Source organism: Candidatus Pantoea multigeneris, assembly GCF_011752615.1.
GTDB classification, from domain to species: Bacteria; Pseudomonadota; Gammaproteobacteria; order Enterobacterales; family Enterobacteriaceae; genus Pantoea; species Pantoea multigeneris.
This window is the reverse complement of the sequence record NZ_VWXF01000004.1, coordinates 193,014-218,455: the sequence shown is the minus strand read 5'-3', so window position 1 is coordinate 218,455 and position 25,442 is coordinate 193,014. Positions and strand designations below refer to the sequence as shown.

Sequence of the window (25,442 nt, the reverse complement as noted above, 5' to 3'; positions counted from 1 at the left end):
TGGTGAAAAGTACCGGCTTTCCCCTGAAACGTCTCTTCCGACAGCGTCGATCCAGCGCTTAAATCAATTAACAGGAACAATACATTCATATAACAACCCGGCGTTTGTACCCGAAGCGTCACCCTTTTGTGAGGTAATATCATGAAACCTGAAGATCATCGCGCTGCGACTAACCGCCCCTTCACCGGCAAAGAGTTTCTTAACAGCCTGCAAGATGGCCGTGAAATTTATATTTATGGTGAACGGGTCAAAGATGTCACCACGCATCCGGCGTTTCGCAATGCGGCCGGTTCGATCTCCACGCTGTATGATGCGTTGCACGCTCCTGCAAGCCACGACAAACTGTGCTGGCAAACCGATACCGGCAACGGCGGCTATACCCACCGCACCTTCCGCTTCGCCCGTTCAGCGGATGAGATTCGCCAGCAACGTGACGCAATCGCCGACTGGTCCCGCCTGACTTACGGCTGGATGGGGCGTACACCAGACTACAAAGCGGCTTTTGGTTGCTCGCTCGGGGCAAACCCGGAGTTCTACGGTGAATACGCTGACAACGCGCGCCACTGGTATAAACGCATTCAGGAAGCGGGCCTGTATTTTAACCACGCGATTGTTAACCCACCGATCGATCGCCACAAACCTGCTGATGAAGTGAAAGATGTGTACATCAAGGTCGAGAAAGAGACCGATGCGGGCATTATCGTCAGCGGCGCAAAAGTGGTTGCCACCAACTCAGCGCTGACCCACTACAACTTTATCGGCTTTGGCTCCGCGCAGGTCATGGGTGATAACCCCGATTTCGCCCTGATGTTTGTTGCGCCCATGGATGCCGATGGCGTGAAGCTGATCTCCCGCGCCTCTTATGAGCTGGTAGCCGGTGCCACCGGTAGCCCGTTTGACTACCCGCTCTCCAGCCGTTTTGATGAAAATGACGCGATCCTGGTGATGGACAAGGTCTTGATCCCGTGGGAGAACGTGCTGATCTACCGTGACTTTGATCGCTGTCGCCGCTGGAGCGTCGAAGCCGGTTTCGCCCGTCTCTACCCGATGCAGGCCTGTGTTCGCCTGGCGGTGAAACTCGATTTTGTCACCGCGCTGCTGCAAAAAAGCCTCGAATGTTCCGGCGTGATGGAGTTCCGTGGCGTGCAGGCTTCGCTGGGTGAAGTGGTCGCCTGGCGTAATCTCTTCTGGTCACTGAGCGATGCCATGGCCGCCGAGGCGCAGCCGTGGAAAAACGGCGCGTGGCTGCCGGATATGCAGGCGATGCAGACCTACCGCGTGATGGCGCCAATGGCCTACGCGAAGATTAAAAATATCATCGAAAGCAACGTGACAAGCAGCCTGATCTACTTGCCTTCCAGCGTGCGCGATCTGCAAAACCCTGAAATTGATCAGTACCTGGCACAGTATGTACGCGGCTCCAACGGCATGGATCATGAGCAGCGTATCAAGATCCTCAAACTGATGTGGGATGCAATGGGCAGCGAGTTTGGTGGCCGCCATGAGTTGTACGAAATCAACTACGCCGGAAGTCAGGATGAGGTGCGCCTGCAGTGTCTGCGCCATGCTCAGGGTTCCGGCAACATGAAGAATATGATGGAGATGGTGGATCGCTGCCTGGCGGACTACGACCGTGACGGCTGGACGGTGCCACATCTGCATAACAACAGCGATATCAATCAGCTTGATCGTTTACTGAAGTAAGAGAGGTAGATATGTCTACGCAAGAACAGCATCGTCTGAATTTCCGTGACGCAATGGCAAGCCTGCCAGCTTCGGTGAACATCGTCACGACCCAGGGCAGCGCAGGACGCTGTGGGATTACCGCGACCGCCGTCTGCTCGGTGACCGATACCCCTCCAACGCTACTGGTGTGTATTAATAACCGTAGCGCCATGGTGCCGGTCTTTGAGGAGAATGGCAGAATGTGCGTTAACGTGCTGAATCACCAACAGGAAGAGATGGCCCGCCACTTTGCGGGCATGACCGAACTGACGATGGAGCAGCGTTTTACCCTGGATGGCTGGCGTGAAGGCGCGCTGCAACAGCCAATTCTGCAACAGGCACTGGCGAGCCTGGAAGGGGAAATCCAGCAGATTCAGACCATCGGCACTCACCGCGTCTATCTGCTGGAAGTGAAACAGATTACGCTGGCCAGTGAAGGCCAGGGACTGATCTACTTCAAACGTGAGTTTCACGCTACGCCGCACAGCGTACCGGCTTGATACCTGACAAAAACCCGGCTCAGCCGGGTTTTTTTATGGCGTCAGATCGCCACCAACTGCCTGACGCCGTCGGCCTCCATGTTTTTACCGCTGCCACGCTGAATAATTTCACCACGAGACATCACCAGATAGTGATCGGCCAGTTCAGCAGCAAAATCATAAAACTGCTCCACCAGCAGAATCGCCATGTCTCCCCGCTGGGCGAGGTGACGAATCACCGCCCCAATCTCTTTGATCACCGAAGGCTGAATGCCCTCTGTGGGTTCATCAAGAATCAGCAATTGCGGCTGACAGGCCAGTGCGCGACCAATCGCCAGTTGCTGCTGTTGTCCGCCGGAGAGATCGCCACCGCGCCGCAGCTTCATCTCCTGTAGCACCGGAAACAGTTGGTAGATCTCCTCGGGGACGTGTTTCGCTGCACGGCCGGTAAAGCGCGCTCGCCCGAGTAACAGGTTCTCTTCCACCGTCAGCCGGGGGAAGATCTCTCTTCCCTGTGGCACATAAGCCATGCCCGCTTGCACCCGCTGATGGGATTTGCGCTGGTTTATCAGCTTCTCCTGCCAGCGGATCTCACCGGATTTAGCCGGAATTAATCCCATCAGACATTTCAGCAAGGTGGTTTTTCCTACCCCATTACGCCCCAGCAAGCAGGTAATTTCTCCCGGTCGGGTTTCAAATGAGAGGCCGCGCAAAATGTGGCTACCGCCATAATATTGATTCAGTTCAGAAACCTGTAACATGTCAGCGCCCCAAATAAACGTCGATAACCCGATCGTTAGCCTGTACTTCGCGTAACGATCCCTCCGCCAACACCTGTCCCTGATGCAGTACCGTCACGTGATCGGCGATGGTTTCGACAAAGCCCATATCGTGTTCCACCACCATCAGTGAATGCTGGCCCGCCAGGCTGCGAAACAGCTCTGCGGTGTACTCGGTTTCTGCATCGGTCATGCCTGCCGCCGGTTCATCGAGCAGCAGCAGATGCGGGTCCTGCACCAGTAACATGCCAATTTCCAGAAATTGCTTTTGCCCGTGGGAGAGCAAACCGGCCATACGCTGCCGTTCGCCACCCAGTCGCAGCAGTTTCAACACCTCATCAATGCGATCATGCTGTTCGCCGTTGAGCCTGGCGCGCAAGCTGGCCCATACCGACTTATCGGTCTTTAAGGCAATTTCCAGGTTCTCGAATACCGTTAGCGCTTCAAATACCGTGGGTTTCTGAAACTTACGGCCAATGCCTGACCGCGCGATCTCCACCGATGACAGGCGAGTGAGATCCGTGTCCTGGTCATAGATCACCTGGCCGTTGTCAGGTCGGGTCTTCCCGGTGATCACATCCATCAGTGTGGTTTTGCCCGCCCCGTTGGGACCGATAACGCAACGCAACTCGCCAACACCGATCTTGAGTGACAAATCGGTCAGCGCGCGAAAACCATCAAACGACACATTCACTTTCTCCAGTTGCAGTACCGGATCACGCTGATCGCGGTAGCGGTCGGCTGGATGGGGCTGAGTAAATAGCGGTTCAGTCATTACGCCTCCGGCGCAGCAGGCCAATTACACCACGCGGCAAGAACAGCGTGACGAGGATAAACATCAGTCCGAGAAAGAACAGCCAATACTCCGGGAAAGCCACGGTAAACCAACTCTTGGCCCCATTCACAATCGCAGCCCCCAGCAACGGGCCAATCAAAGTACCTCGACCGCCCAGCGCCACCCAAATCGCAGCTTCAATGGAGTTAGTCGGCGACATTTCTCCCGGATTAATAATGCCTACCTGCGGCACATACAGCGCCCCCGCCAGACCACACAGCATGGCGGATAGCGTCCAGACAAACAGCTTGAACCCTTTGGGATCGTAGCCAATAAACATTAAGCGGTTTTCTGCATCCCGCACCGCCGTCAACACGCGACCAAACTTGCTGCGCGCCAGGGCAAACCCAACGCCGAGGCTTGCCAACAAAAGCAACACGGTACAGACGAACAGGCCAATACGGGTGGTGGTGGCGGTGATTTCAAATCCCAGAAGGGTGGTAAAACCCGTAAAGCCGTTGTTGCCACCAAACCCCGTTTCATTACGGAAGAACAGCAACATGCCAGCATAAGTCAGTGCCTGGGTCATGATAGAAAAATAGACCCCTTTAATCTTCGATCGAAACGCAAAGAAGCCGAACAGCAGCGCTAATCCGCCGGGCACCAGCACAATCAGGCACAACGCCCACGCGAAATGCTCGGTTCCCGCCCAGAACCAGGGCAATTTGTCCCACGATAAAAAGGACATGAACGCCGGAAGCTGGTCCCCTGCCGCCTGGCGCATCAGGTACATGCCCATGGCATAGCCACCCAAGGCAAAAAACAGGGCGTGGCCCAGCGAAAGCAGACCGGCATAGCCCCACACCAGATCCAAAGCCACCGCCACAATGGCATAGCAGAGGATCTTGCCGACCAGCGTCAACGTATAGGTAGAGACCGCCAACGGATGGCTGGCCGGTAAAAGTGCCAGAAATGGCATCACCAGTAACATCAGGGTGATGATGATCCCGCAGCACCAGCTCAGTCGTGGCGCTTTACGGGCGAGTGTTAATGTCAGTGGCTGGCTCATCAGTCGATTACCCTCCCCTTGAAGGCAAATAATCCCTGCGGACGTTTTTGAATAAACAGGACGATCAATACCAGGATCAGGATTTTGCCCAGCACCGCGCCAATCTGTGGCTCCAGCACTTTATTCAGAATGCCCAGACCAAAGGCGGCAACTACCGTACCCGCCAGTTGCCCCACTCCCCCCAATACCACCACCAGGAAGGAGTCGATGATATAACCCTGCCCCAATTCCGGCCCGACGTTGCCGAGTTGCGACAGTGCAACACCGCCCAGGCCAGCAATCCCGGAGCCCAGGCCAAATGCCAGCATATCGATGCGCCCGGTCGGCACCCCACAACAGCCCGCCATGGTGCGGTTCTGGGTAACAGCACGTACGCTAAGGCCGAGCCGGGTTTTGTTCAGCAGCAGCCAGGTCAGTGCCAGAACCACAAACACAAAGCCAATCACCGCGATGCGGTTATAAGGCAGAACAAGGTTTGGCAACACCTGCCAGCCGCCAGAGAGCCAGCCAGGATTAGACACTTCGAGGTTCTGCGCACCAAACATTACGCGGACTAATTGAATCAGCATCAGGCTGATGCCCCAGGTCGCCAGCAGCGTCTCTAACGGGCGACCATACAGATGGCGGATAATCAGGCGTTCCAGCAGCATCCCCATCATAGCGGTGATCAGGAATGCCACCGGCAGTGCCAGAAGCGGATACCAGGCCAGCCACTGGGGCGCGAATTGCTGAAACAGGCTTTGCACCATCCACGTTGCATAGGCCCCCAGCATCAGCATCTCGCCATGAGCCATATTGATCACGCCGAGCAGACCATAGGTGATCGCAAGGCCAAGTGCGGCAAGCAGCAAAATGGAGCCAAGGGAGAGGCCGGTAAACGCCTGTCCTAACCAGTCGCCCCACATCAGGCGATGCTTGATCTGTTGAAGACTGTGGCTAGCCGCTGCGCGAACCTGGGCGTCAGGCTCATTGCTGACCTGGGTTAAACGATTGAGACTGGCCTGCATATTAGGGTCGCTCGACGCCCCCAACAGGGTGACGGCGTCAAGGCGTACGGCAGCATCCGGACTGGCCAGTTGCAGATTGGCCGCTGCCATCGCAAGCACCCGATGAACCTCGGGATCTTTTTCTGTCGCCAGGCGCTGTTGAATAAGCGGGAGTTGATCGGCAGCGCCATCGTTTTGCAGCTGTTGGGCGGCGCGAAGGCGAACTGCCGGATCTTGGCTTACCAACTGATGCGCCGCGAGCGCGCTGGCAATCAGTTGGCGCAGCCGGTTATTCATAAACAGTTTTTTCGTTTCGCCCGTGGGTTGCTGAGCGCTATCCAACGGGAGCAGTTTGTCAGCCTGTTTATCGAACGGCTGTTTGTTTTGGTCGATGACTACGCTTTCGTTGCGCAGCGCCTGTAACAGTGGCACGCGGCTGGCCTGTGGCGATGCGGCCCATTGTTGCAGCAGCGTCGCCTGTTGATTACGGCTGGCGGCGGCAAAGTCAGCGCCATCGCCCGCCTGGGCGAGCCATGGCAGGAGCAGCAGCAGACAGCAAAGATAACGGCGGATTGTCATGGTGATGATCCTGTTTGTCGTTGGTGCGGCTTGACGCCCTCACCCTGTGGGTGAGGGCATCAGCACGCTACTGGGTCGATTTCACCGGATAATCCGGCTTCTTATCATTGCCTGCGATATACGGACTCCACGGCTGCGCGCGGACCGGTTTATCGGTCTGCCACACCACGTTGAACTGGCCGTTATCCTCGACTTCGCCAATCATCACCGGCTTATGCAGATGGTGGTTGGTTTTATCCATGGTCAGGGTGAAACCGTCTGGTGCTTTGAACGTCTGGCCAGCCATCGCTGCCCGCACCTTATCCACATCCGTGGTCCCCGCCTTCTCGACGGCCTGGGCCCACATGTGAATGCCGACATAGGTCGCTTCCATCGGGTCATTGGTCACCACGGTGTCTGCATTCGGCAGGTTATGCGCTTTGGCATAGGCACGATAATCCGCAACAAATTTGGCGTTGGTGGGGTTATCCACGGACTCAAAGTAGTTCCACGCCGCTAACTGCCCGACCAGCGGTTTGGTATCAATGCCACGCAGCTCCTCTTCACCGACCGAGAAGGCAATCACCGGAATATCCGTGGCTTTGATGCCCTGGTTAGCCAGCTCTTTGTAGAACGGCACATTGGAATCGCCGTTGATGGTGGAGATCACTGCCGTTTTACCGCCAGCAGAGAATTTCTTGATATTAGAAACAATGGTTTGATAATCGCTGTAGCCAAACGGGGTATAAACTTCTTCGATATCTTTATCCTGCACCCCTTTGCTATGCAGGAACGCACGCAGAATTTTATTGGTAGTGCGTGGATAGACGTAATCAGTACCCAGCAGGAAGAAGCGTTTGGCCGCCCCGCCGTCTTCACTCATCAGGTATTGCACCGCCGGAATGGCCTGCTGATTAGGCGCAGCGCCGGTATAGAAGATGTTCGGTGACATCTCTTCCCCTTCATACTGCACCGGGTAGAACAACAGACCGTTCAGTTCTTCAAACACCGGTAACACCGACTTGCGTGAAACAGAAGTCCAGCAACCAAACACCGCAGCGACTTTGTCTTGCGTCAGCAGTTGGCGTGCTTTCTCGGCAAACAGCGGCCAGTTTGACGCCGGGTCAACCACCACCGGTTCCAGCTTTTTGCCCAACACACCGCCTTGCGCGTTAATCTCATCAATGGTCATCAACGCCATATCTTTTAACGGTGTCTCTGAAATCGCCATGGTGCCGGACAGTGAAGAGAGGATGCCAACCTTGATGGTGTCAGCGGCCTGGGCACCAAAGGTAAACCCCAGACTTGCCACAGTGGCGGTGAGCGCAAAAGCTTTTAGCAACGAACGTCTTTTCATTGTTAAACCCCTAAATATGTTGATGTTGTTATTCAATGGGTTGAAGCCTGGCCTGCTGTAACATATGCAATGTGATCTTTCTGACCTCTGCCTTACTGACCGCGATATGGTCAGTTAAAATGCGTTGCGCCTCCTCGGTGTGTTGCTGGAAAATTGCCCGTAAAATCTGGGCGTGTTCACGGTATGTCGCATCGACCCGGTCATCTCGCGTGAAGTCGAGACGGCGGATAATGCGGATTTTTTCGGTCAACTCGGCGTGGATGCGCGCCATCTCCTGATTGCCGGCGGCGGCGACCAGCGCCATATGAAACGCTTCGTCTTGCAGCGACACCGCTTTGCCGTCTTCTAGCTGGGCCGCATCCATCCAGAAGCTTTTCAACGCGCTGAGGGTCTCGGCACAGGACAGCGGCGGCAGCGCACACAGGCGGCGCACCGCTTCGCGTTCCAGCACGGTACGGAAGTCGTACAACTCCTCGAAGTATTCGAAGTCGAACGGCTTCACCTGCCAGCCACTGCGGAACCACACTTCGACATAGCCCTCGCGTTCCAGCCAGAACAGCGCCTGACGCACCGGGGTACGGCTCACCTCCAGCCGCTCAGCGATTTCGTTTTCGCTGAAGCGGTCACCGGGCATGAGGCGAAACTCAAAAATGTCCTGTTTCAGTGCCTGATACACCTTCTCCGCCAGCGCTTCCGGGCGGCCTTTACTGCGTGGGCTTTGATTCATGGGATCTCCTTATTCCAGCCACAACAGGGTGTCGCCCGGACTCACCGGACGCCCGGACTGGCAGGCAATGCGTTTCACCGTGCCAGCCTGCGGCGCGACAATGGCCAGTTCCATCTTCATGGCTTCAACGATGATCAGCGTCTGACCGGCTTCCACCGCATCACCCGGCTGCACCAGCACTTTCCAGATATTGCCGTTCATATCCGCGCACACTGCCAACGCATCGTCATCGGCTTGTGGTGCAACCAGCGTCTCTTCACGGGTTAGCGGCGCGTTCTGCTCTTCCTGCGCCCACAGCATCACTTCCTGTTCGAAAGCGGCAGACTGACGCTGACGGAAGTCGGCAATCGAGTCGGCGTTTTCCGTCAGGAACTGCTGGTGAGCAGCAAAATCAAACAGCGTCTCTTCGATGCGCACCGTGGCGCGCCCCTCGCGGAAGTCATCGCGCAGTTGGGTGAGCTCATCTTCCGTCACCGGATAGAAGCGCACCTGATCGAAGAAATGCAGCAGCCAGGGCTCATCCGCCGCGAACTGATCGTTTTTAAGGAATTTGTTCCAGATCGGCAGCGTGCGGCCCACCAGTTGATAACCGCCGGGAGAGTCCATGCCGTAGATGCACATGTACATCCCGCCAATACCGACCGTGCCTTCGGCGGTAAAGGTACGTGCCGGGCTGTATTTGGAACTGAGCAGGCGATGGCGTGGGTCGATCGGTACCGCGCAAGGCGCACCGAGATAGACATCGCCCAGTCCGAGGATCAGATAGCTGGCATCGAAAATCGTGTCGCGTACCGCTTCACGACTCTCCAGACCGTTGATGCGCTGAATAAAGTCGACGTTGTTGGGCAACCAGGGCGCGGTAGTCCGCACGGTTTCCTGGTAGCGCTCAACGGCACCCAGCGTAGCGCTGTCTTCAAATGCCATCGGCATCCAGACCACGCGCGACGGGACTTTCAACTGGCTGACATCGCCGAGTCCCGCTTCCAGTTCCAGCAGCAGATTCATTAGCTGTTTTTGGCTGAGAATCAGGCTGTCATAGCGCACTTGCAATGAACGTACACCGGGCGATAGCTCTTCAACACCCGGCACCGCGCGCTCACTCAACGCTTTCATTAACAGGTGTACCCGCAGGCGCAGCGCCAGATCCAGTACGTTATCGCCATACTCAATCAGCACGTATTTATCCCCGGCCTGCCGATAGACGGCAGCAGGCGTGGTGTCTGCGGCGGGCAGTGCGGCCAGCAAGGTTGCGGAGCCGAACGCCGTGGCCGCTAATGACGGCACAGCAAACGACCTGGCGTGATGGCTGCGCAGCGTGGCGACCGACTCAGCCTGCGCTTTTTCAAGTGCCACCGCTTCTTCCGCACTGACCGGATGGAAACGAATGCGGTCGCCGGGTTTTACCTGGCCGACTTTCCACAGTTCGGCTTTAGCAATGGTCACCGGACAGACGAAACCGCCGAGACTTGGGCCGTCATGGGTGAGAATCACCGGGAAATCGCCGGTAAAGTTCACGGCCCCAATCGCATATTCGCAGTCATGAACGTTGGAAGGATGCAGCCCGGCTTCCCCGCCGTTGGCACGCGTCCAGGTCGGTTTTGGCCCCACTAAGCGCACGCCAAGGCGGTTAGAGTTGTAGTGAACCTGCCAGTCACTGGCAAAGAACTCATCAATCGCGGCTTGGGTAAAGAAATCTGGCGCGCCATGGGGTCCATACAGCACACCAATGCGCCATTCGGTGCCGTAATGTGGCACCAAAGCACGATCCAGCGCTTGTGGTTCGCTCACCGGCGCTGGCGTGGTACAGGCGGCCAGCCGTGGCTGAGAGATCGGCAGCATATCAGCGACGCGCAGGGTGCGACCGGCATGGCCGCCAAACTGCCCCAGAGAGAAGGTAGAACGGCTGCCAAGATATTCCGGCACATCGAAACCGTTACGCACCGCCAGATAGGTGCGGCAACCACTTTGAGCACGGCCAAGGGCCAAGGTTTGCCCTGCTTTAACGCCGACCGGCTGCCAGTAATCCAGGCTCTCGCCATCCAGTTCTGCCGGGCAATCAGCCCCGGCCAGGGCAATCACCGCATCGCTGTGAAAACGCAGCGTTGGCCCTTGAAGGGTAAATTCCAGCCCAGCGGCGCTGTCGTGGTTGCCGACAATGCGGTTAGCAAGGCGGAAAGCATAATCATCCATCGGGCCAGAAGGAGGGACGCCGATATCCCAGTAGCCAAGGCGGCCAGGGAAATCCTGAATGCTGCTGAAGGTGCCCGGTTGCAGCACTTCAATCACACTGGCAGATGGCATAAAGCTGTCGAGGAAACGCGTCCACACTTTGCCGCTGCGGAACGCTTCCGTGGCGACAATCTGGCGCAGATAGTCGAGGTTGGTGGCAATACCGTGCAGTTGCGTGGCATCCAGCGCCTGCTGCATTTTCGCCAGCGCCGCTTGACGAGTGTCGGCGTGAACGATCAGTTTGGCGATCATCGGATCGTAAAACGCCGAGACCTCCGTGCCGGTATCGATCCAGCCATCCACGCGCACGTCTTCCGGGAAACTGACGCCTGTCAGCACGCCTGGACTCGGCTGGAAGTTTTTCAGCGGATCTTCTGCGTAGATACGGACTTCAATCGATGCGCCTGCGGGTGCCTGTTGCAGACGCGCCCAGTCAATGGCATCACCTGCGGCAACCTTCAGCATGCACTCCACCAGATCGAGGCCGGTGACACACTCCGTCACTGGATGCTCCACCTGTAAACGGGTGTTCACTTCGAGGAAGTAGAACGCGTCCTGTTCGGCGTCGTAGATGTATTCCACGGTACCGGCACTGCGATAGCTCACCAGCTCGCCCAGACGCACCGCCGAAGCCAGTAGTGCTTCACGCGTGGCCTGAGGAAGATTGGGCGCTGGCGTCTCTTCCACTACTTTCTGATTGCGGCGCTGGAGTGAACAGTCTCGCTCACCCAGGGCGATCACTTTGCCGCTGCCGTCACCAAAAATTTGCACTTCAACGTGGCGCGCACGGTCGATAAACCGCTCCAGGAACACGCCTGCGTCACTGAAGAATTGTTCGCCGAGACGACGCACACTTTCCCACGCTTTACGGAGCGCATCAGCGTCGTCACAGCGAGTTAAGCCAATACCGCCGCCGCCCGCCGTGCTTTTCAGCATCACGGGATAACCGATGTTTTCGGCGGCGCTAAGCGCGTCTTCCAGTGAGTTCAGTAACGGCGTACCCGGCGTCATCGGCACGCCTGCGCTGGCGGCCAGTTCTCGCGCGCGGTGTTTCAGGCCAAACTCACCAATCTGCTGTGCGTTCGGGCCAACAAATGCAATCCCTGCCTCTTCGCAGGCGGCGGCAAATGGCAGGCTCTCAGACAGGAAACCGTAGCCCGGCCAGATGGCTTCTGCGCCGGTCTCTTTGGCGGCGGCCAAAATTTTATCGATGCGCAAATAGCTGTCGCTGGCTTTATCGCCACCCAGCGCAATCGCCACATCGGCTTCTTTCACATGGCGTGCATTACGGTCTGCATCGGAATAGACCGCGACGCTTCTCACACCGAGGCGTTTCAGGGTACGGATCGCGCGGCAGGCAATTTCGCCACGGTTAGCAATCAGAACGGTGCTGAACATGGTTATTTACTCCCCTGAGAGGCCAGCCAGTTGCGCCAGCCACCGAATTCGGTAATTTCCAGCGCCTGTGACAGCACCGCCGGTTCGCAGATAAAGCCTTTCACTACCCGGCCATCGGCCAGCGTCAGTGAGCCAATGCCGAGCGGTGCCGGGATTTCCGCCACGAACTCACCAAAGCGCGCCAGCGGGATATCCCACAGTTCCACGGTGATGGCGGCCCCGCTGTCGCCTCGCAGCAGGCCCGGTTTTTTGATCGGCCCATCAAGCAGAGCAAACAGGCGATAGTGGTTGGCCGTTTGCGTCTCTTCCACCAGTACGGCGTTGCGGGTGGTGAGCTGGAAGTTGAGTGGCATGCCGGTGAGGTGCGCCCCAACCACCGCCACGCGTACATGATCGGTAGAAACCGGTAATGCGCCGGGTTGGATCGGCAGAGTTTTTCCGGTGGCCCCTAACGTCAGCGCCATCTGTTGCTGCCAGCGCAGGCCAAAACCGGCCAACGCGCGATCCTGCCAGGCTGGTGCGATCACGGTGATCCCGGCAGGCAGGCCGTCGTTGCGGAACGGGCCAGGCAGCGCCAGTGCGCTGAGATCGGCGAGATTGGTGAAGTTGGTGTAGGTGCCGAAGTGTGAGTTGTAGTGCACCGGTTCCAGCTTCATCTCTTCCAGCGTGTGGATAGTTGGAGAAGTCGGCACCACAACCGCATCAAACTGCGCCAGCGTGTGTTGGATCTGGCGTGTTAACTCAGCACGCAGGTATTCAGCCTGATAAGCCTCGACGGCGGTGTATTTCAGGCCGCTGCTGACGATGCCATACACCACCGGGTCCATCTCTTCCGGGCGGTTGATCATTTCGCCGACCGCCACGGTGCGTTCTGCCACCCAGGGGCCGTAATAGAGTTGTTCGGCAAGCCGATGGAACGGGGTGAAATCAATCGGGTGCAGCGTGGCACCACCCACTTGCAGTTGCTCTAGCGCTGCCAGCCAGGCCGCTTCGGCCTGCTGGTCCCCAAAGAATTCTGGCGAGGCCGGGATAGCGAAATCGGGCTGCGCTTTAAAGCTGGCTGGCGCAGTGTGCGGGTTGCTGCGGGAGTAAGCATCACCCGCGTCGTAGCCGCCTGCGGCAGTCGCCACGGCAAAGGCATCTTCAACCGTTAAAGCAAACACCGAGATGGTGTCATTCAGGCGACAAGCAGGCACCACACCGCTGGCAGAGAACCACCCTTTGGTTGGCTTTAATCCAACGATGTTGTTAAAGCCTGCCGGTACGCGTCCCGAACCGGCGGTATCGGTGCCGAGAGAGAAGCCAACCAGACCGCGCGCCAGCACCGAGGCGGAACCCGAGCTGGAACCGCCGCTGACATAGTCAGGATTAAAGGTGTTGCTCACTGCGCCAAATGGAGAACGCGTGCCCACCAACCCCGTTGCATACTGGTCGAGGTTGGTTTTCCCTATCACCACCGCACCCACCGCTTTTAACTGCGCTACCACAAAAGCATCGACTTCAGCGGTGTAGGTGAAAGCCGGACAAGCTGCGCTGGTGGGCCAGCCCGCAACGTCAATATTGTCTTTCACCGCAAACGGCACCCCAAACAGCGGCAGCGCTGACGGGTTACGCAGGTAACTCGCCAGCAGAGGCTCAATCTGTGCCTGTAACTGCGCCGGTGTAGCGAGATAGAGCCAGGCATTGTCTTGCGTGTCTATGGCGTCAAGGTGGGCGGCCAGCACATTACCGATCGCTTCAGGTTGATGTTGATACAGCAGTTGCCAGTCTTTCAGGGTCAAACCAAAGGTAGAGGCCATAATGAATTCCAACTGGTATACAAGATGGGATTTGTATTGCAATTGGCTTGCCAGTTTTTTAACCAACTGAATTGTATTGTTTTTATATTTATGCAGTCGGGATTGAACGCATTATCGTCAGAGAATGGTGCAGCCGTTGCACCAAAAATAAGCTGAAGGGAAGTCTTTAAAGCGGTAATAATCCTGGCGGAATACGGGTGACGTCACAGCAGAATGCTGGTGACCAAATTTCAGAACAATTGATGAAATTAACTAATAAACCCTAGCTAATTACCCTGTCTAATCAAATAAATTACTTCGCGTTATGCTTTTTCTCCACAACAGCTAAAGGATAACGCGATGCAAACCGTAAAACTGAACAATGGTGTTGAGATGCCCCTGCTGGGCTTTGGTGTGTTTCAGATGTCTGATGCCGCGGAATGCGAGCGCGCCGTGATAGATGCCATCGATACCGGATACCGCCTGATCGATACCGCCGCGTCTTATCAGAACGAAACCCAGGTCGGCAAGGCACTGCAACAGGCGGATATTGCACGCAGTGAGCTTTTTGTCACCACCAAACTTTGGCTGCAAGATACAAATTACGCGGGCGCTAAAGCCCAGTTCGAACGCTCCCTGAATCGGCTGCAACTTGACTACGTTGACCTGTATCTGATTCACCAGCCTTACGGCGATGTGCATGGGGCCTGGCGCGCCATGGAAGAACTACAGCAGGCAGGCAAAATTCGTGCTATCGGCGTCAGTAACTTCCATCCAGACCGACTGGCCGACCTTATGGCCTTCAACAAGGTGATTCCTGCGGTAAACCAGATTGAAGTTAACCCCTTCAACCAGCAGTTGCACGCCGCACCATGGATGCAAAGCCGTGGTATTCAGCCGGAAGCCTGGGCACCGTTTGCTGAAGGCAGAAATGGTCTGTTTCAGCATCCTGTGTTAACTGCGATAGGTCAAAAGTACGGCAAAAGCGTGGGCCAGGTGGTACTGCGCTGGATCTTCCAGCGGGGCATCATTTCACTCGCCAAAACGGTGCGGAAAGAACGTATGGAAGAGAATATCAACATTCTCGATTTTGCACTCAGTGCGGAAGATATGCTGCAAATTGCCGCCCTCGACACCGCAACCAGCGCCTTTTTCTCTCACCGCGACCCGGCAATGGTGGAATGGCTGACTGGCCGCAAACTTGATGTTTAACTCGCGATAGCAAGGGGTTTTATTCAATGCAAAAACGTTATCTGGGACAATCCGGACTCGAAGTATCCGCTCTTGGACTCGGCTGCATGGGCTTAAGTCACGGCTATGGCCCAGCGACCGAGACCCGTCAGGCTATCGAACTCATTCGCGCAGCGGTTGAGCGTGGGGTCACATTCTTCGATACCGCTGAAGTGCCATCAATCACTCGGTGAAAACAAGTTGTTTTCTTATGTACCTATTAGGCTAGTGTGGTGAATACACGGTGTAAAGACGAATTTGTAGGCAATGATCTGAATTTTAGGAATAAAAAACCCGCCGAAGCGGGGTTAATTTAATTCCTGGAGACAGTAGCCGACTTGAGGGCTGGTATCGCGGGATATAATGAGAACGATGAATTTTTGTACATTCTTCTGAATTTCATTCGGCGTCCAGCCACTTAAATCGACCAACATACCTTTGTTCCAAGGCAGGAAACCTTTAGCGCCGACACCCAAATCACTCAAACGATCTTCAAATACCTGCCCCTTTGCATTGTAGATGCGCACATCACAAATATCATAAAGGCGGACAGCCCAGATTTTAGCACCTTGAACTGTTTGATCATCATCGCAGACTAAGTGCTCAAACCAATTAAGCAAGAAAATGTAAGCTCTACTACTCAAACCCTGTTGTTGGAACGATCGCTCAACTTTCACCCCAGCAACTTGAGGTGCAACAACTGCTTTGCCGTCGTCATCAGTGAAATGATAATCGCGTAGCGCTATTCTTCCTGCAGGTTGACTTTTAGCTTCATCAAGCAGTCCTGAACCCAACAAATGTTCTACAATCTCCGCATCTGATGCGTCATCTTTCATATCAAGAATGACATCCGTTATCGCTTCATAGTCATCGTCGGCTGCGCCCACTCGCTCAATTGTGACATAGGTATGAATCTCATCTTCGGGGTCAACAAGCCTAAGTTGGGTTAACTTATAAAGTGCAATGTTGGTGAAGAGATATCCAGAACGAACAAAGCAAGTCTCCCCTTCGTGGGCAAACTTGCTTATGTCTTTATCGAATGAAGAACCTAGAACTAGTGTAGGAGCCATTTAGCGTTATCATTAGCATTATTGGTGCCGCCGATAGTATCACGCTTATTTAGGAATTCGCGAATGGAAGATTCGATTACCTCTGAGAACATAGACATATAAGATTCTAGCTCAGGGTATTGTTTAGATGGCTTCACCGTAAAACGGACACGACCCTTAAGAACAATTGCTTCGGCAAGTGGTTTTACTTGAGCAATAGCGTTCTCAACATCGTCCTTGAAGGTCACGATGAATTGCAGGTTCTGTGGCTCTAAAGCCTCATTGTCCAGCGTGCGCACTTGTACCGTCTTTGCGTTTAACAAATGGGTAGAAATGACACTCGTGCAATCACGAATAGTCTGAATTGAGCGCTTAAAATCTTTTAAATTCAGAGAGTCACGCATGTGTCCACCTTAGCCGAGTGCATGTTTCAGCATTTCGGCGCCCCCTACTTGGGGATTTAGAGGCTACGAGTATGCTTCGTAGGTCTTCATATAAATTGAGTAATAAATTTTTTTGTTACACGCAAAACATACGCCATTACTCAAAAAAGATCAAAGTAAATGTGCGTTAAACCCCAGTGAACAAACAGATTACTGAGGTTCAATAAGATTTTACCACGCAAATTCAAAGGTCTAAAAAAGCGGAAAAGTCGCTGGCTTTCGCGCTCCCAATGACACAACGCAGCACCTTAAATGTTGTGGGTAAGGATCTTACGTTTTGTTTCCTGTATCAGCTAATCACGATAGCTGATGTAAATGGAGTTTGCAGCATCGCAGAACAACCAGTCACTGCGCTGCAAAGCGAATACTCCATGCGATCACATGAATCTGAATAGGAGATTCTGCCGTTACTGGAAGAGCTGGGCATTGGTTTCGCTCCCTTCAGCCGCTTAGGTAAATGGCTTTCAGACGGGAGCAATTAAACCAGGAACAACGTTTAGAAAGGATGATTACCCTAGCACCGTGCCACGCTTCGCCAATGAAGTTGTTGGGTGAACTGGTTAAAGGCAGCCCCGTTATACCCGGTAACGTAGTAGATCAATCATCAGTGCAAAAGCGGGTGGATACTTCTTACGACTCGGGTAGTAAAAATAAGTTGAATGTGTGCGCTAACGCGCCAGAACAAAAAACAGACTGGACACAGGAGGTTTTCCGTTTGCCAAACGAGGCGCTACAGTTAATTGATGATATCTCCAATGGCATCAATTTATGCGCACCTCTTTAAGGACACATCTGCACGCCCGCCTCTGGCTTATCCTGGCGATTCTGGCTGGGGTGTTCTGTTTCCTGCTGCTGCCAGACAAACTGGGCTATCTACAAAGGTTGCTGATTGGCTGGAACGTTCTGGCGTGGTTGTATCTGGCTTCTCAGTGGTTTCGCATGCTCCATGCCAAAACGGAGCATATTGAACATATCGCCAGAATACAGGATGAAAGCGCGTCGTTGGTGTTAAGTGTGATTATCCTGGCCTGCCTGGTCAGCGTGCTGGCGATATTACTTGAGCTTTCATCGCTAAAATCATTAACAGGTACGCCGCGCGTGCTCCATATTGTCCTGACGGCCACCACGTTAATTGTTTCGTGGACGCTGCTACCAAGCTCTTTTGCCATTCATTACGCGCACCATCATTACCTGCACCGCAGTAAAAATGTGGTGCCACTGCGCTTCCCGGAGAATCCAGAAGATCCCAATTACTGGGACTTTCTCTATTACGCTTTTACCATTGCGGTGGCTTCACAAACCGCTGATGTGGCAACAGGCTCGCGTGACATACGCAGAATCACCCTGCTGCAATCGGTGGTCTCTTTTGTCTTCAATCTTGCGATCCTTGGGCTGTCCGTCAATGTGGCGGCCGGTTTGCTCAGTTGACCGGCCAGCCCGATGTAGAGGATTACTGGCGGCGCCCCTTATTAATGGAAGCGGACCAGCTAAAGTCAGAGACTTCACTTGCCGCCAGTGAGGCAGGTTTTTTCTTACGCACCGGCTTGTTCTTTTTCTCTGCGGCCGCTTTCTCTTTTGCCAGCTTCACTGTCATGACCTGTTGCCTTGCTTCGGCACTCAGCTCTTTACGTTTTTTGTCGTCTGGCTCCTTGCCACTGCGTTGACGGAATTTCTCCACCAGCCCGTTGAGCGTCTCTTCAACGACCAGGCGTTCATCGGGGGTGAACTGATCGATGGAAATCATTTTCTTGTCGTTCATTACGTTTTCACTCCAGGGGGATCACCACCACAGTGTAGCGCAGTTACTGCAAAAACCGTGCGGTAAAACCCAACGCCGCTCAATGAATATTCTTTGCGTTTATTCATCTTAATAAGACAGGACGGTCACCGCTAAAGTATCTGCCTTGATTCCCGACATCACATTTAGCATGCATAACCGATACCTTGAAATTAACCGTCGTCGCAAACGCTTTAGCGGCACAGATATCCGCCAGGCCACGACCCTGAGTGATTTACAGCATCTGGCGCAGAAACAGCTGCCCAATTTCGTTTATGAATATATTGCCGGGGGCGCAGATGACGAGATCACTTTGCGTCACAACCTCGACGTATTCAGCAAGCAGCGCTTCTCTCCCTATACGCTACGTGATGTCTCCCATCCCGATACACGGATAACGCTGTTCGGCAAGCAGGCGGAACTGCCGCTGGCAATCGCCCCTACAGGCCTGGCCGGGCTGTTCTGGCCCGATGGCGATATGCGTCTCGCTGAAGGCGCTGCGCTGGCGGGCGTGCCTATGACACAAAGCACGGTGTCGATGTCATCCATTGCCGATGTCGCCGCAGTACCGGGATTGCGCCACTGGTTCCAGCTCTATTGCTACGGCACGCCAGATATTTACTCCAGGCTGATTGCACGAGCGCAAGAGTGTGGCAGTGAAACGCTGGTGGTGACGACGGATTTACCAGTTACCGGCAACCGCAGCTGGGATCGCAAAAATTACAGCTCGCCAAAAAATCTCTCCCTCAGAAGCAAACTGGATATGCTGCTGCACCCCACCTGGGGACTGCGCATGCTGCGTAATCGCAAGCGCCCCAATTTTGTAAACCTGCTGGAGTTCCTCGAACCGGGTAAACAAACCCTTCAGGATGTGGCGCATTGGATCAATCAGCATAAAAACCCAGGCTTAAGCTGGAAAGATATTGAGTACATCCGCACCCTCTGGCCGGGAAAACTGGTGGTGAAAGGCATTTTGCGCCCGGAAGATGCACTTATCGCGCGTGATAAAGGCGTGGATGGCATTGTGGTCACTAATCATGGCGGAAGACAGCTCGATCAGGTGGTGTCGCCTTTGGAGGTTCTACCGGCGATCCGCCAGGCGGTGCAGCAAGATCTGACGATCTTTATTGATAGCGGCATTCGACGCGGCAGCGACATAGCGATCGCCCTCGCGCTGGGTGCCGATGCTGTCCTGTCTGGGCGAGCAACGCTGTACGGCTTGTCGGCTGCTGGTACTGCTGGCGTGACGCAGGCGCTCTCCATACTTCGCCGTGAACTGGAAACCACACTGGCACTCAACGGGCTGAATAACGTGAGTGAACTCAGCCCGGATATTTTAGTGCCGGTGCGTTAAGTCCTGAGATCGTCATCTATCTTTCACCTAGCTAGCGAGGTCAGCAACTATGCTTCAGGTATCCGTATTTGTCGGGGAGATGACCGATGCCTGCTGCGCTTAGTCCATCCGAAAAGGCGTTACTGCCGCTGATTGATCAGTGGATCAACCAGCATCGTCCACAGTTTATTGCCGATCTCGCCGGTTGGATTGCTCATGCCAGCGTCAGCCGCGCCGATTTGGCTCTACCTGGTGCCCCGTTCGGCCCGGCATGTGCCGCACTGTTGCAAGAAGTCTTAGCTCAGGCACAAACGGCTGGCTTTCGCACTGAGAACCACCAGGGCTATGCCGGAACCGTGGTTTACGGCCAACAGCGGTACGAGATTGGATTGATCGCCCATCTGGATGTGGTGCCCGCAGGCGATAACTGGACATTTCCTCCGTTCCAGCTCACGCAACACGGAGATTTCCTGACGGGACGCGGCGTTGGCGATAATAAAGGCCCGGCCCTGATGAACCTCTATCTGCTGCGGTTACTGCGTGACCTTAACATCCCGCTGCATCATAACCTGCGGTTGATTTATGGCGTGGCTGAAGAGACCACGATGGCTGACCTTATCTGGTATCAGCAGCACGCGGCGATACCCGAGTATTCACTGGTCACCGATGGCTTTTTTCCGGTGAATCATGCGCAAAAAGGACAGCTGACCTTTACCCTGCGGCTGGAAAATGCCGGCGAACTGGCTGCCATTCGCGCAGGCAACGCCAGTAATTCCATTCCCGCCAACGCCGAGTTGATCGTCGACGAGGAAAGGATAAAGCAACTCGCCGCTCAACAACAAAACAGACATCATGACGTGACATTGTCACACAATGTTATGTGTACCCAAGGCAGTGGCGGACATGCCGCATGGCCTGAGGGTTCCACCAACGCCGCATTACGACTGCTGAGCGCCCCACTATTACTGGACTATTTACCCGTGCGGGAACAGCAGTTGGCACACCAACTCGTCAGCCTGTTTGCCTCACCCTACGGTGCCGGTTTTAATCTCAGTCTGGAAGACGAGGCTTCAGGCAAACTGACGCTTAACGCCGGATTATGGCAAGGTGATGGTCCAGGGACGTTACGCATCACCTGCGACATTCGTTATCCCGTCTCCTGTCGAGGCGAAGAGATTATCGCGCGGATAAAAGCGCAAATTGCAGGCTCTGAACTGGTTCTGGAAGATCAATGGGAGGATAGCGCGCCGTTTTATCTGCCAGCGAACCATCCGGTTATTTCACTGTTGCAAGAGAGCTGGAATGCGCTCAGCAGACGTGATGACCCCAGCTATGCCATGGGCGGTTTGACCTACTCGAAAGTTTTCCCCCGCGCGATAACTTTCGGTCCCGGTTATCAACCAACCGCCGAAAACACCCCTGACTTTCTCCCGCCGGGCCACGGTTTCCCCCATGCGGCAGATGAAACTCTCCATCTGCCCTCGCTGTTGCAGGCTTTACCTCACTATGTGATTGCGTTAATTCGGCTGGATGGATGGTTACACCATCACCGCCAAAAATAAGGCAGATTTCACCGCAAAAATATGATGAAGTGATGAGCACAGGATAAAGACACTCTCCACGGATTCAGGTAAACATCATGACAATGCTACTACCACTGGTCTATTTGCTGCTGGGTTGGCTCTGCGGTAAAACCCACTGGAATGTAAAAACCCCCGCCTCCTGGCTATTAACGCGTTTTATTATTCCGTTGGTCATCATCTACAATCTCTCCACCCACTTCAGCAGCATGGCAGGCATTATTGTCGTGACCGCGCTGGCGATGGTATTGATGCTGATGCTGGCCCGCTGGCTTTGGGGCGATGCAGTGAAAGCGTTGTGCTTTGCCTATCTCAATATTGGCTGGTTGGGCCTGCCAATTGCCAGCGCCCTGTTTGGCAATGATGCCGCAGCGATTATTATTGCCGCCTATGTTGGCAGCTCTTTAGTCGGTAATTCGCTGGGTGCCAGCATGCTTGCCAGTGATGCTTTTAGCCTGAAAAAAATCGTACAGACGCCGCCTGTCATTGCACTGGCTATTGGTATTCTTCTGATTCCTGTTGGCCCATGGATAACCCAACACGTTGGCGGTATTTATCAGCTCGCCAAATTTCTGATGAGTTTCCTGGGTATGGCGGTGCTGGGTATCTGGCTGGCAAAAACGCCCTTGAACCGAGGCAATATCGGCGTGGAACTGAAAGCCTTTCTGCAACGTGCCGCTGCCGTGTTTGTTCTTGTTTCACTGCTTTATGTTTGCGCCCGCATCGGTCATTTCGCACTGATAACCGATAACGCTGCCGTGCTCTATCTATTCTGTCTGCTGCCGCCTGCCGCCAATATCATCGTGCTGGAAACTCACTACCTCGGCACCGGTCGCTCTGCCAGTATGATCACTTGCGGTACCTGCATTAGCCTGGTGGCGATTGCGCTGTACTCGCTGGCGATTATTGGCGCCCGGCTGCTGGCGGCCTAAGCTTGATCTTGCATTAACTCAGCAGATTTATTTGTTTTCCGCTCAGGCGTAAAGCCGTTTTACTGCCTGCAATCCTGCGCAGAACAACGGTGCGGGCAACTGATGTGGAGATTCATGCATGGCATTCAACTGGGAAAATCCCTATCCCTCCGTACGTACCCCGTTATTCGCCCGTAATGTGGTTGCGACTTCTCACCCTCTGGCGGCACAAGCGGGGACTCGTGCTCTGCTCAGTGGCGGCAACGCCGTCGATGCTGCGATCGCCGCAGCCGCAACGCTTACGGTGGTTGAACCCGTCTCAAACGGGCTGGGGAGCGATGCTTTTGCCATGGTCTGGGATGGCAAGCAGCTCCATGGTCTTAACAGTTCTGGTCCCGCCCCAGCCAGTTGGTCGCTGGAAAGGTTTGCACAACGTTACGGCAGAGATGACCAGGACCTGGCAAAATTGCCACAGCGCGGTTGGGACACCGTCACCATTCCCGGTGCGGTGGCAGCCTGGGGTGCGCTGCATCATCGCTTTGGCCGGTTGCCGTTTTCCCGGCTAATGGAAACTGCCTGTGAAATCGCTGAGCGCGGAGTCACCATCGCCCCACGGGTGGCGCAAAAGTGGCAGGCCGCCGCCCCACTGCTGGCGGATCAACCCGGTTATGCGGAAACGTTTTTACCTGATGGGCGCGCACCGCGCACCGGCGAGAAGTTTGTGATGCCGGGTGCTGCCAGAACACTGCGGCTTCTGGCCGATCGTGGCTACCGCGATTTTTATCAAGGGGAAGCAGCGGAAGCGATAGTCAGTTGGGCAAGAAAAACCGGGGGACAGATAACGCTGGAAGATCTGGCGGGTTATCAGCCGGAGTGGGTGAATCCGATCGGTCAGCGCTATCGCGGTTATGACCTGTTTGAGCTACCGCCAAACGGCCAGGGGATTGCAGCCCTGATGGCGCTAGGAATTCTGGAGCACTTTGATCTCAGGAGTCTGCCGCTGGATGGTGCGGCCTCACAGCATCTGCAAATCGAAGCGATGAAACTCGCTTTTGCCGACTTATATCGCTACGTCGCCGATCCACGCAGTATGGACATCACACCCGAGCAAATGCTGGAATCTGACTATCTGGCCCGACGAGCAAGGCAAATTAATTTACACCAGGCTGCACGGCCCCAACCGGGTATGCCTGCCAGCGGCGGAACCGTCTACCTCACCACCGCAGATGAAAGCGGCATGATGGTCTCTTTTATCCAGTCAAATTTCATGGGATTCGGCTCCGGTGTCGTGGTGCCGGAATACGGTATCAGCTTACAGAATCGCGGTGCGGGCTTCTCAAACGATCCTAAATCCGCAAATGCTTTAGCCGCCGGGAAGCGCCCCTTCCACACCATCATCCCCGGTTTTTTGTTTAAGGACGGCCAGCCACAAATGAGCTTCGGGGTGATGGGCGGAGACATGCAACCACAGAGTCATGTGCAAACCCTGGTGCGAATGCTGGATTATCAACAGCAACCACAGGCCGCCTGCGATGCCCCTCGCTGGAAGGTTAATCGGGATTTCACGCTCGATCTGGAACAGGGGTTTGACCCTGCGGTGGGAGACGTCTTGCGTCAACAGGGACATGAATTAAAGTCAGTCTATGACAGTTACATGGACTTTGGTTCAGGGCAGTTTATCTGGCGATTGTCACAGGACCCTGAGCATGGCTATGTTGCGGCCAGTGACAGCCGACGTGACGGGCAGGCCGTCGGATTTTAACGTCGTCCCTGCCATCAGGCAGGGACGTGGAAAACACTTAGAGGAAAGCCCACAACAGCCAGGTCAGGGCGAAACCGGTAATGCCCATGATCGTGGTCAGTACGGTCCAGGTTTTCAGGCCATCGGCCACAGACAGGCCGAGGTAACGGGTCACGACCCAGAAACCTGCATCGTTCACATGTGACAGACCGAGGCCACCAAAACAGGCCGCCAGCGTCACCAGCACGCGCTCCATATCGTTGACACCGCTCACCGCTGAGGTTAATAGCCCGCTGGTGGTGAGAATGGCTACCGTTGCAGAACCCTGTGAAGCACGCAGCGCCAGAGAGAGGATAAATGCAGCGGGTACCAGAGGCAGGTGCAGCGTTTCCAGCGTGACGGCCAGCGCTTTACCCACGCCAGACTCCACCAGCACCTTACCGAAGGCACCGCCTGCACCCGCAACCAGAATCACACTGGCGGAACCCGGAATCGCACGCCCCGTCAAATCTTCCAGTTTGTCTTTGCTCCAGCCACGACGCACACCCAACAGCCATGCTGCCAGTGCCAGCGCAATCAGCAGAGCAATCGGTGGTGTGCCAATAACGGTCATCACTTTACGCAGTACAGAATCTTCGGCTAACACCGAGTGAGAAACCGTTCCCAGCACAATCAACAGAATCGGGATAACGATCAGGCCAGCAATCGTCAGCGCACCCGGTGGTTTAGGCTGATCTTTCTCTACCACACCTTCCGGTTTCGCCAGTTGCAGGTTCTCCAGCACTTCCACCGAGAGCTGATAGTTACGACGGTTCATCCCTTTAGCGACGTAGTAACCCACTGCACCCACGGGAATCGATACCGCAATGCCCAACAGCATCAGCCAGCCCATGTCGGTATGTAAAATCCCCGCCGCCGCCGCAGCCCCTGGGTGCGTCGGCAATGCCACGTGGACCGTCAGCATCACGCCCGCCATCGGCAAACCAAACTTGATCGGCGAGACGCGTGCCACTTTGGCGAAGCCGTAAATCAGTGGGATCACGATGATAAAGCCCACTTCAAAGAACACCGGAATGCCAAGAATAAATGCCGCCATCGTCAGCGCCGCAATGGTGCGCTTAATACCGAGCGACTTGCTGAAACGCTGTGCCAACGATTCCGCACCGCCGGAGGCTTCGATCACTGCGCCCAGCATCGCCCCCAGCACGATAATAATCGCGATATGGCCGAGTAAATTACCCATGCCACTCATGATCACTTCCATGATCTTATCTGTCGGAATGCCAGTGGCGAGGGCCACTAACAAACTCACAATTAACAATGAAACAAACGGATGGACTTTTGCTTTAATGACCAACAACAGCAGGATAAATATGCTGGCGGTCGCGATGGTTAATAGCAACGCTGTGGACATGGTAAACCTCGGGTATCATTATCGTTTTATAATCAATCGGGTACAGAGCGCCCTGGTGTAGGCAGAGGTTACAAACAGACCGGTGCGTTAACACCGGTCTCAAC

Annotated in this window: 20 protein-coding genes and 2 pseudogenes; 10 read left to right on the top strand and 12 right to left on the bottom strand. The window is 54.9% G+C overall.

The features are described 5' to 3' along the window. Window positions 1-141 precede the first annotated feature (141 nt). Together hpaB and hpaC are read left to right on the top strand one after the other, a co-directional pair. A complete protein-coding gene (hpaB, locus tag F3J40_RS11820) occupies window positions 142-1,704 on the top strand; it encodes a 4-hydroxyphenylacetate 3-monooxygenase, oxygenase component (RefSeq protein ID WP_167014831.1) in 1,563 nt (520 codons plus the stop codon). A gap of 11 nt (window positions 1,705-1,715) precedes the next feature. After that, the gene (gene hpaC, locus F3J40_RS11815; protein WP_167014829.1) at window positions 1,716-2,225 is read left to right on the top strand and encodes a 4-hydroxyphenylacetate 3-monooxygenase, reductase component; all 510 of its coding nucleotides are present in this window, start codon (window positions 1,716-1,718) and stop codon (window positions 2,223-2,225) included. Window positions 2,226-2,266: 41 nt separating this feature from the next. On the opposite strand, the gene urtE is transcribed toward hpaC, so the two are convergent. The 8 genes from urtE to atzF all read right to left on the bottom strand — a co-directional run bounded on the left by urtE (window position 2,267) and on the right by atzF (window position 13,881). Further along, window positions 2,267-2,965, bottom strand: coding sequence for an urea ABC transporter ATP-binding subunit UrtE (urtE, locus tag F3J40_RS11810; RefSeq protein WP_167014827.1), 699 nt, complete (start codon window positions 2,963-2,965; stop codon window positions 2,267-2,269). Between the two features lies 1 nt (window position 2,966). Further along, complete coding sequence (urtD, locus tag F3J40_RS11805) at window positions 2,967-3,758, bottom strand: urea ABC transporter ATP-binding protein UrtD (RefSeq protein WP_167014825.1); 792 nt, start codon at window positions 3,756-3,758, stop codon at window positions 2,967-2,969. Beyond that, entirely contained in the window at window positions 3,751-4,827 is a 1,077-nt protein-coding gene (gene urtC / locus F3J40_RS11800) for an urea ABC transporter permease subunit UrtC (protein ID WP_167014823.1), read from the bottom strand. Before urtC ends, urtD begins: the two co-directional genes overlap by 8 nt. Further along, entirely contained in the window at window positions 4,827-6,392 is a 1,566-nt protein-coding gene (urtB, locus tag F3J40_RS11795; protein ID WP_167014821.1) for an urea ABC transporter permease subunit UrtB, read from the bottom strand. The genes urtC and urtB overlap by 1 nt, the downstream gene beginning before the upstream one ends. Window positions 6,393-6,459: 67 nt before the next feature. Further along, a complete protein-coding gene (urtA, locus tag F3J40_RS11790) occupies window positions 6,460-7,728 on the bottom strand; it encodes an urea ABC transporter substrate-binding protein (protein WP_017349092.1) in 1,269 nt (422 codons plus the stop codon). A 28-nt stretch (window positions 7,729-7,756) separates the two neighbouring features. Continuing rightward, window positions 7,757-8,455: a GntR family transcriptional regulator gene (locus F3J40_RS11785; protein WP_167014819.1), complete on the bottom strand. Its 699-nt coding sequence runs from the start codon at window positions 8,453-8,455 to the stop codon at window positions 7,757-7,759. Window positions 8,456-8,464: 9 nt separating this feature from the next. Then, entirely contained in the window at window positions 8,465-12,082 is a 3,618-nt protein-coding gene (gene uca / locus F3J40_RS11780) for an urea carboxylase (protein ID WP_167014817.1), read from the bottom strand. A 2-nt stretch (window positions 12,083-12,084) separates the two neighbouring features. Then, on the bottom strand, window positions 12,085-13,881 hold the full coding sequence (gene atzF, locus F3J40_RS11775; RefSeq protein WP_167014815.1) for an allophanate hydrolase: 1,797 nt from the start codon (window positions 13,879-13,881) through the stop codon (window positions 12,085-12,087). Between the two features lie 339 nt (window positions 13,882-14,220). On the opposite strand from atzF, the gene F3J40_RS11770 reads away from it, so the two are divergent. Together F3J40_RS11770 and F3J40_RS11765 are read left to right on the top strand one after the other, a co-directional pair. Further along, a complete protein-coding gene (locus F3J40_RS11770) occupies window positions 14,221-15,072 on the top strand; it encodes an aldo/keto reductase (protein WP_167014813.1) in 852 nt (283 codons plus the stop codon). Window positions 15,073-15,098: 26 nt separating this feature from the next. Next, window positions 15,099-15,266 (top strand): annotated as a pseudogene (locus tag F3J40_RS11765) (aldo/keto reductase); the annotation flags it as partial. 132 nt (window positions 15,267-15,398) lie between these two features. On the opposite strand, the gene F3J40_RS11760 reads toward F3J40_RS11765, so the two are convergent. Beyond that, window positions 15,399-16,160: a hypothetical protein gene (locus F3J40_RS11760; protein WP_167014811.1), complete on the bottom strand. Its 762-nt coding sequence runs from the start codon at window positions 16,158-16,160 to the stop codon at window positions 15,399-15,401. After that, window positions 16,145-16,543 carry a hypothetical protein gene (locus F3J40_RS11755; RefSeq protein ID WP_167014809.1) on the bottom strand — a complete coding sequence of 133 codons (399 nt, stop codon included), beginning with the start codon at window positions 16,541-16,543 and terminating at the stop codon, window positions 16,145-16,147. The genes F3J40_RS11760 and F3J40_RS11755 overlap by 16 nt, the downstream gene beginning before the upstream one ends. 371 nt (window positions 16,544-16,914) lie before the next feature. Between F3J40_RS11755 and F3J40_RS11750 the strand changes: the two are divergent. Together F3J40_RS11750 and F3J40_RS11745 are read left to right on the top strand one after the other, a co-directional pair. After that, window positions 16,915-17,131 (top strand): annotated as a pseudogene (locus F3J40_RS11750) (aldo/keto reductase); the annotation flags it as partial. A 219-nt stretch (window positions 17,132-17,350) separates the two neighbouring features. Further along, entirely contained in the window at window positions 17,351-18,010 is a 660-nt protein-coding gene (locus F3J40_RS11745) for a DUF1345 domain-containing protein (RefSeq protein WP_167014807.1), read from the top strand. 22 nt (window positions 18,011-18,032) lie between these two features. On the opposite strand, the gene F3J40_RS11740 is transcribed toward F3J40_RS11745, so the two are convergent. Continuing rightward, on the bottom strand, window positions 18,033-18,341 hold the full coding sequence (locus F3J40_RS11740) for a hypothetical protein (RefSeq protein ID WP_167014805.1): 309 nt from the start codon (window positions 18,339-18,341) through the stop codon (window positions 18,033-18,035). Window positions 18,342-18,510: 169 nt separating this feature from the next. Here F3J40_RS11740 and F3J40_RS11735 point away from each other — a divergent pair, with 169 nt between their 5' ends. The 4 genes from F3J40_RS11735 (at window position 18,511) to F3J40_RS11720 (ending at window position 23,945) form a co-directional block, all read left to right on the top strand. Further along, on the top strand, window positions 18,511-19,713 hold the full coding sequence (locus tag F3J40_RS11735) for an alpha-hydroxy acid oxidase (protein WP_167014803.1): 1,203 nt from the start codon (window positions 18,511-18,513) through the stop codon (window positions 19,711-19,713). A gap of 86 nt (window positions 19,714-19,799) precedes the next feature. Beyond that, window positions 19,800-21,254: a Sapep family Mn(2+)-dependent dipeptidase gene (locus F3J40_RS11730; protein ID WP_167014801.1), complete on the top strand. Its 1,455-nt coding sequence runs from the start codon at window positions 19,800-19,802 to the stop codon at window positions 21,252-21,254. Window positions 21,255-21,331: 77 nt separating this feature from the next. Further along, entirely contained in the window at window positions 21,332-22,204 is an 873-nt protein-coding gene (locus F3J40_RS11725) for an AEC family transporter (RefSeq protein ID WP_167014799.1), read from the top strand. A 118-nt stretch (window positions 22,205-22,322) separates the two neighbouring features. Then, window positions 22,323-23,945 carry a gamma-glutamyltransferase family protein gene (locus tag F3J40_RS11720; protein ID WP_167014797.1) on the top strand — a complete coding sequence of 541 codons (1,623 nt, stop codon included), beginning with the start codon at window positions 22,323-22,325 and terminating at the stop codon, window positions 23,943-23,945. Between the two features lie 37 nt (window positions 23,946-23,982). On the opposite strand, the gene F3J40_RS11715 is transcribed toward F3J40_RS11720, so the two are convergent. After that, a complete protein-coding gene (locus F3J40_RS11715; protein WP_017349105.1) occupies window positions 23,983-25,338 on the bottom strand; it encodes a GntP family transporter in 1,356 nt (451 codons plus the stop codon). Window positions 25,339-25,442 lie beyond the last annotated feature (104 nt).

Coding starts and splice junctions, on each gene's coding strand:
- urtB (WP_167014821.1), bottom strand. CDS start 6,392: ATGACAATCCGCCGTTATCTTTGCTGTCTGCTGCTGCTCCTGCCATGG.
- F3J40_RS11740 (WP_167014805.1), bottom strand. CDS start 18,341: ATGAACGACAAGAAAATGATTTCCATCGATCAGTTCACCCCCGATGAA.
- F3J40_RS11755 (WP_167014809.1), bottom strand. CDS start 16,543: ATGCGTGACTCTCTGAATTTAAAAGATTTTAAGCGCTCAATTCAGACT.
- F3J40_RS11785 (WP_167014819.1), bottom strand. CDS start 8,455: ATGAATCAAAGCCCACGCAGTAAAGGCCGCCCGGAAGCGCTGGCGGAG.
- F3J40_RS11730 (WP_167014801.1), top strand. CDS start 19,800: ATGCCTGCTGCGCTTAGTCCATCCGAAAAGGCGTTACTGCCGCTGATT.
- urtC (WP_167014823.1), bottom strand. CDS start 4,827: ATGAGCCAGCCACTGACATTAACACTCGCCCGTAAAGCGCCACGACTG.
- urtA (WP_017349092.1), bottom strand. CDS start 7,728: ATGAAAAGACGTTCGTTGCTAAAAGCTTTTGCGCTCACCGCCACTGTG.
- F3J40_RS11720 (WP_167014797.1), top strand. CDS start 22,323: ATGGCATTCAACTGGGAAAATCCCTATCCCTCCGTACGTACCCCGTTA.
- F3J40_RS11760 (WP_167014811.1), bottom strand. CDS start 16,160: ATGGCTCCTACACTAGTTCTAGGTTCTTCATTCGATAAAGACATAAGC.
- hpaC (WP_167014829.1), top strand. CDS start 1,716: ATGTCTACGCAAGAACAGCATCGTCTGAATTTCCGTGACGCAATGGCA.
- F3J40_RS11725 (WP_167014799.1), top strand. CDS start 21,332: ATGACAATGCTACTACCACTGGTCTATTTGCTGCTGGGTTGGCTCTGC.
- F3J40_RS11745 (WP_167014807.1), top strand. CDS start 17,351: ATGCGCACCTCTTTAAGGACACATCTGCACGCCCGCCTCTGGCTTATC.
- urtD (WP_167014825.1), bottom strand. CDS start 3,758: ATGACTGAACCGCTATTTACTCAGCCCCATCCAGCCGACCGCTACCGC.
- F3J40_RS11770 (WP_167014813.1), top strand. CDS start 14,221: ATGCAAACCGTAAAACTGAACAATGGTGTTGAGATGCCCCTGCTGGGC.
- F3J40_RS11735 (WP_167014803.1), top strand. CDS start 18,511: ATGCATAACCGATACCTTGAAATTAACCGTCGTCGCAAACGCTTTAGC.
- urtE (WP_167014827.1), bottom strand. CDS start 2,965: ATGTTACAGGTTTCTGAACTGAATCAATATTATGGCGGTAGCCACATT.
- hpaB (WP_167014831.1), top strand. CDS start 142: ATGAAACCTGAAGATCATCGCGCTGCGACTAACCGCCCCTTCACCGGC.
- atzF (WP_167014815.1), bottom strand. CDS start 13,881: ATGGCCTCTACCTTTGGTTTGACCCTGAAAGACTGGCAACTGCTGTAT.
- F3J40_RS11715 (WP_017349105.1), bottom strand. CDS start 25,338: ATGTCCACAGCGTTGCTATTAACCATCGCGACCGCCAGCATATTTATC.
- uca (WP_167014817.1), bottom strand. CDS start 12,082: ATGTTCAGCACCGTTCTGATTGCTAACCGTGGCGAAATTGCCTGCCGC.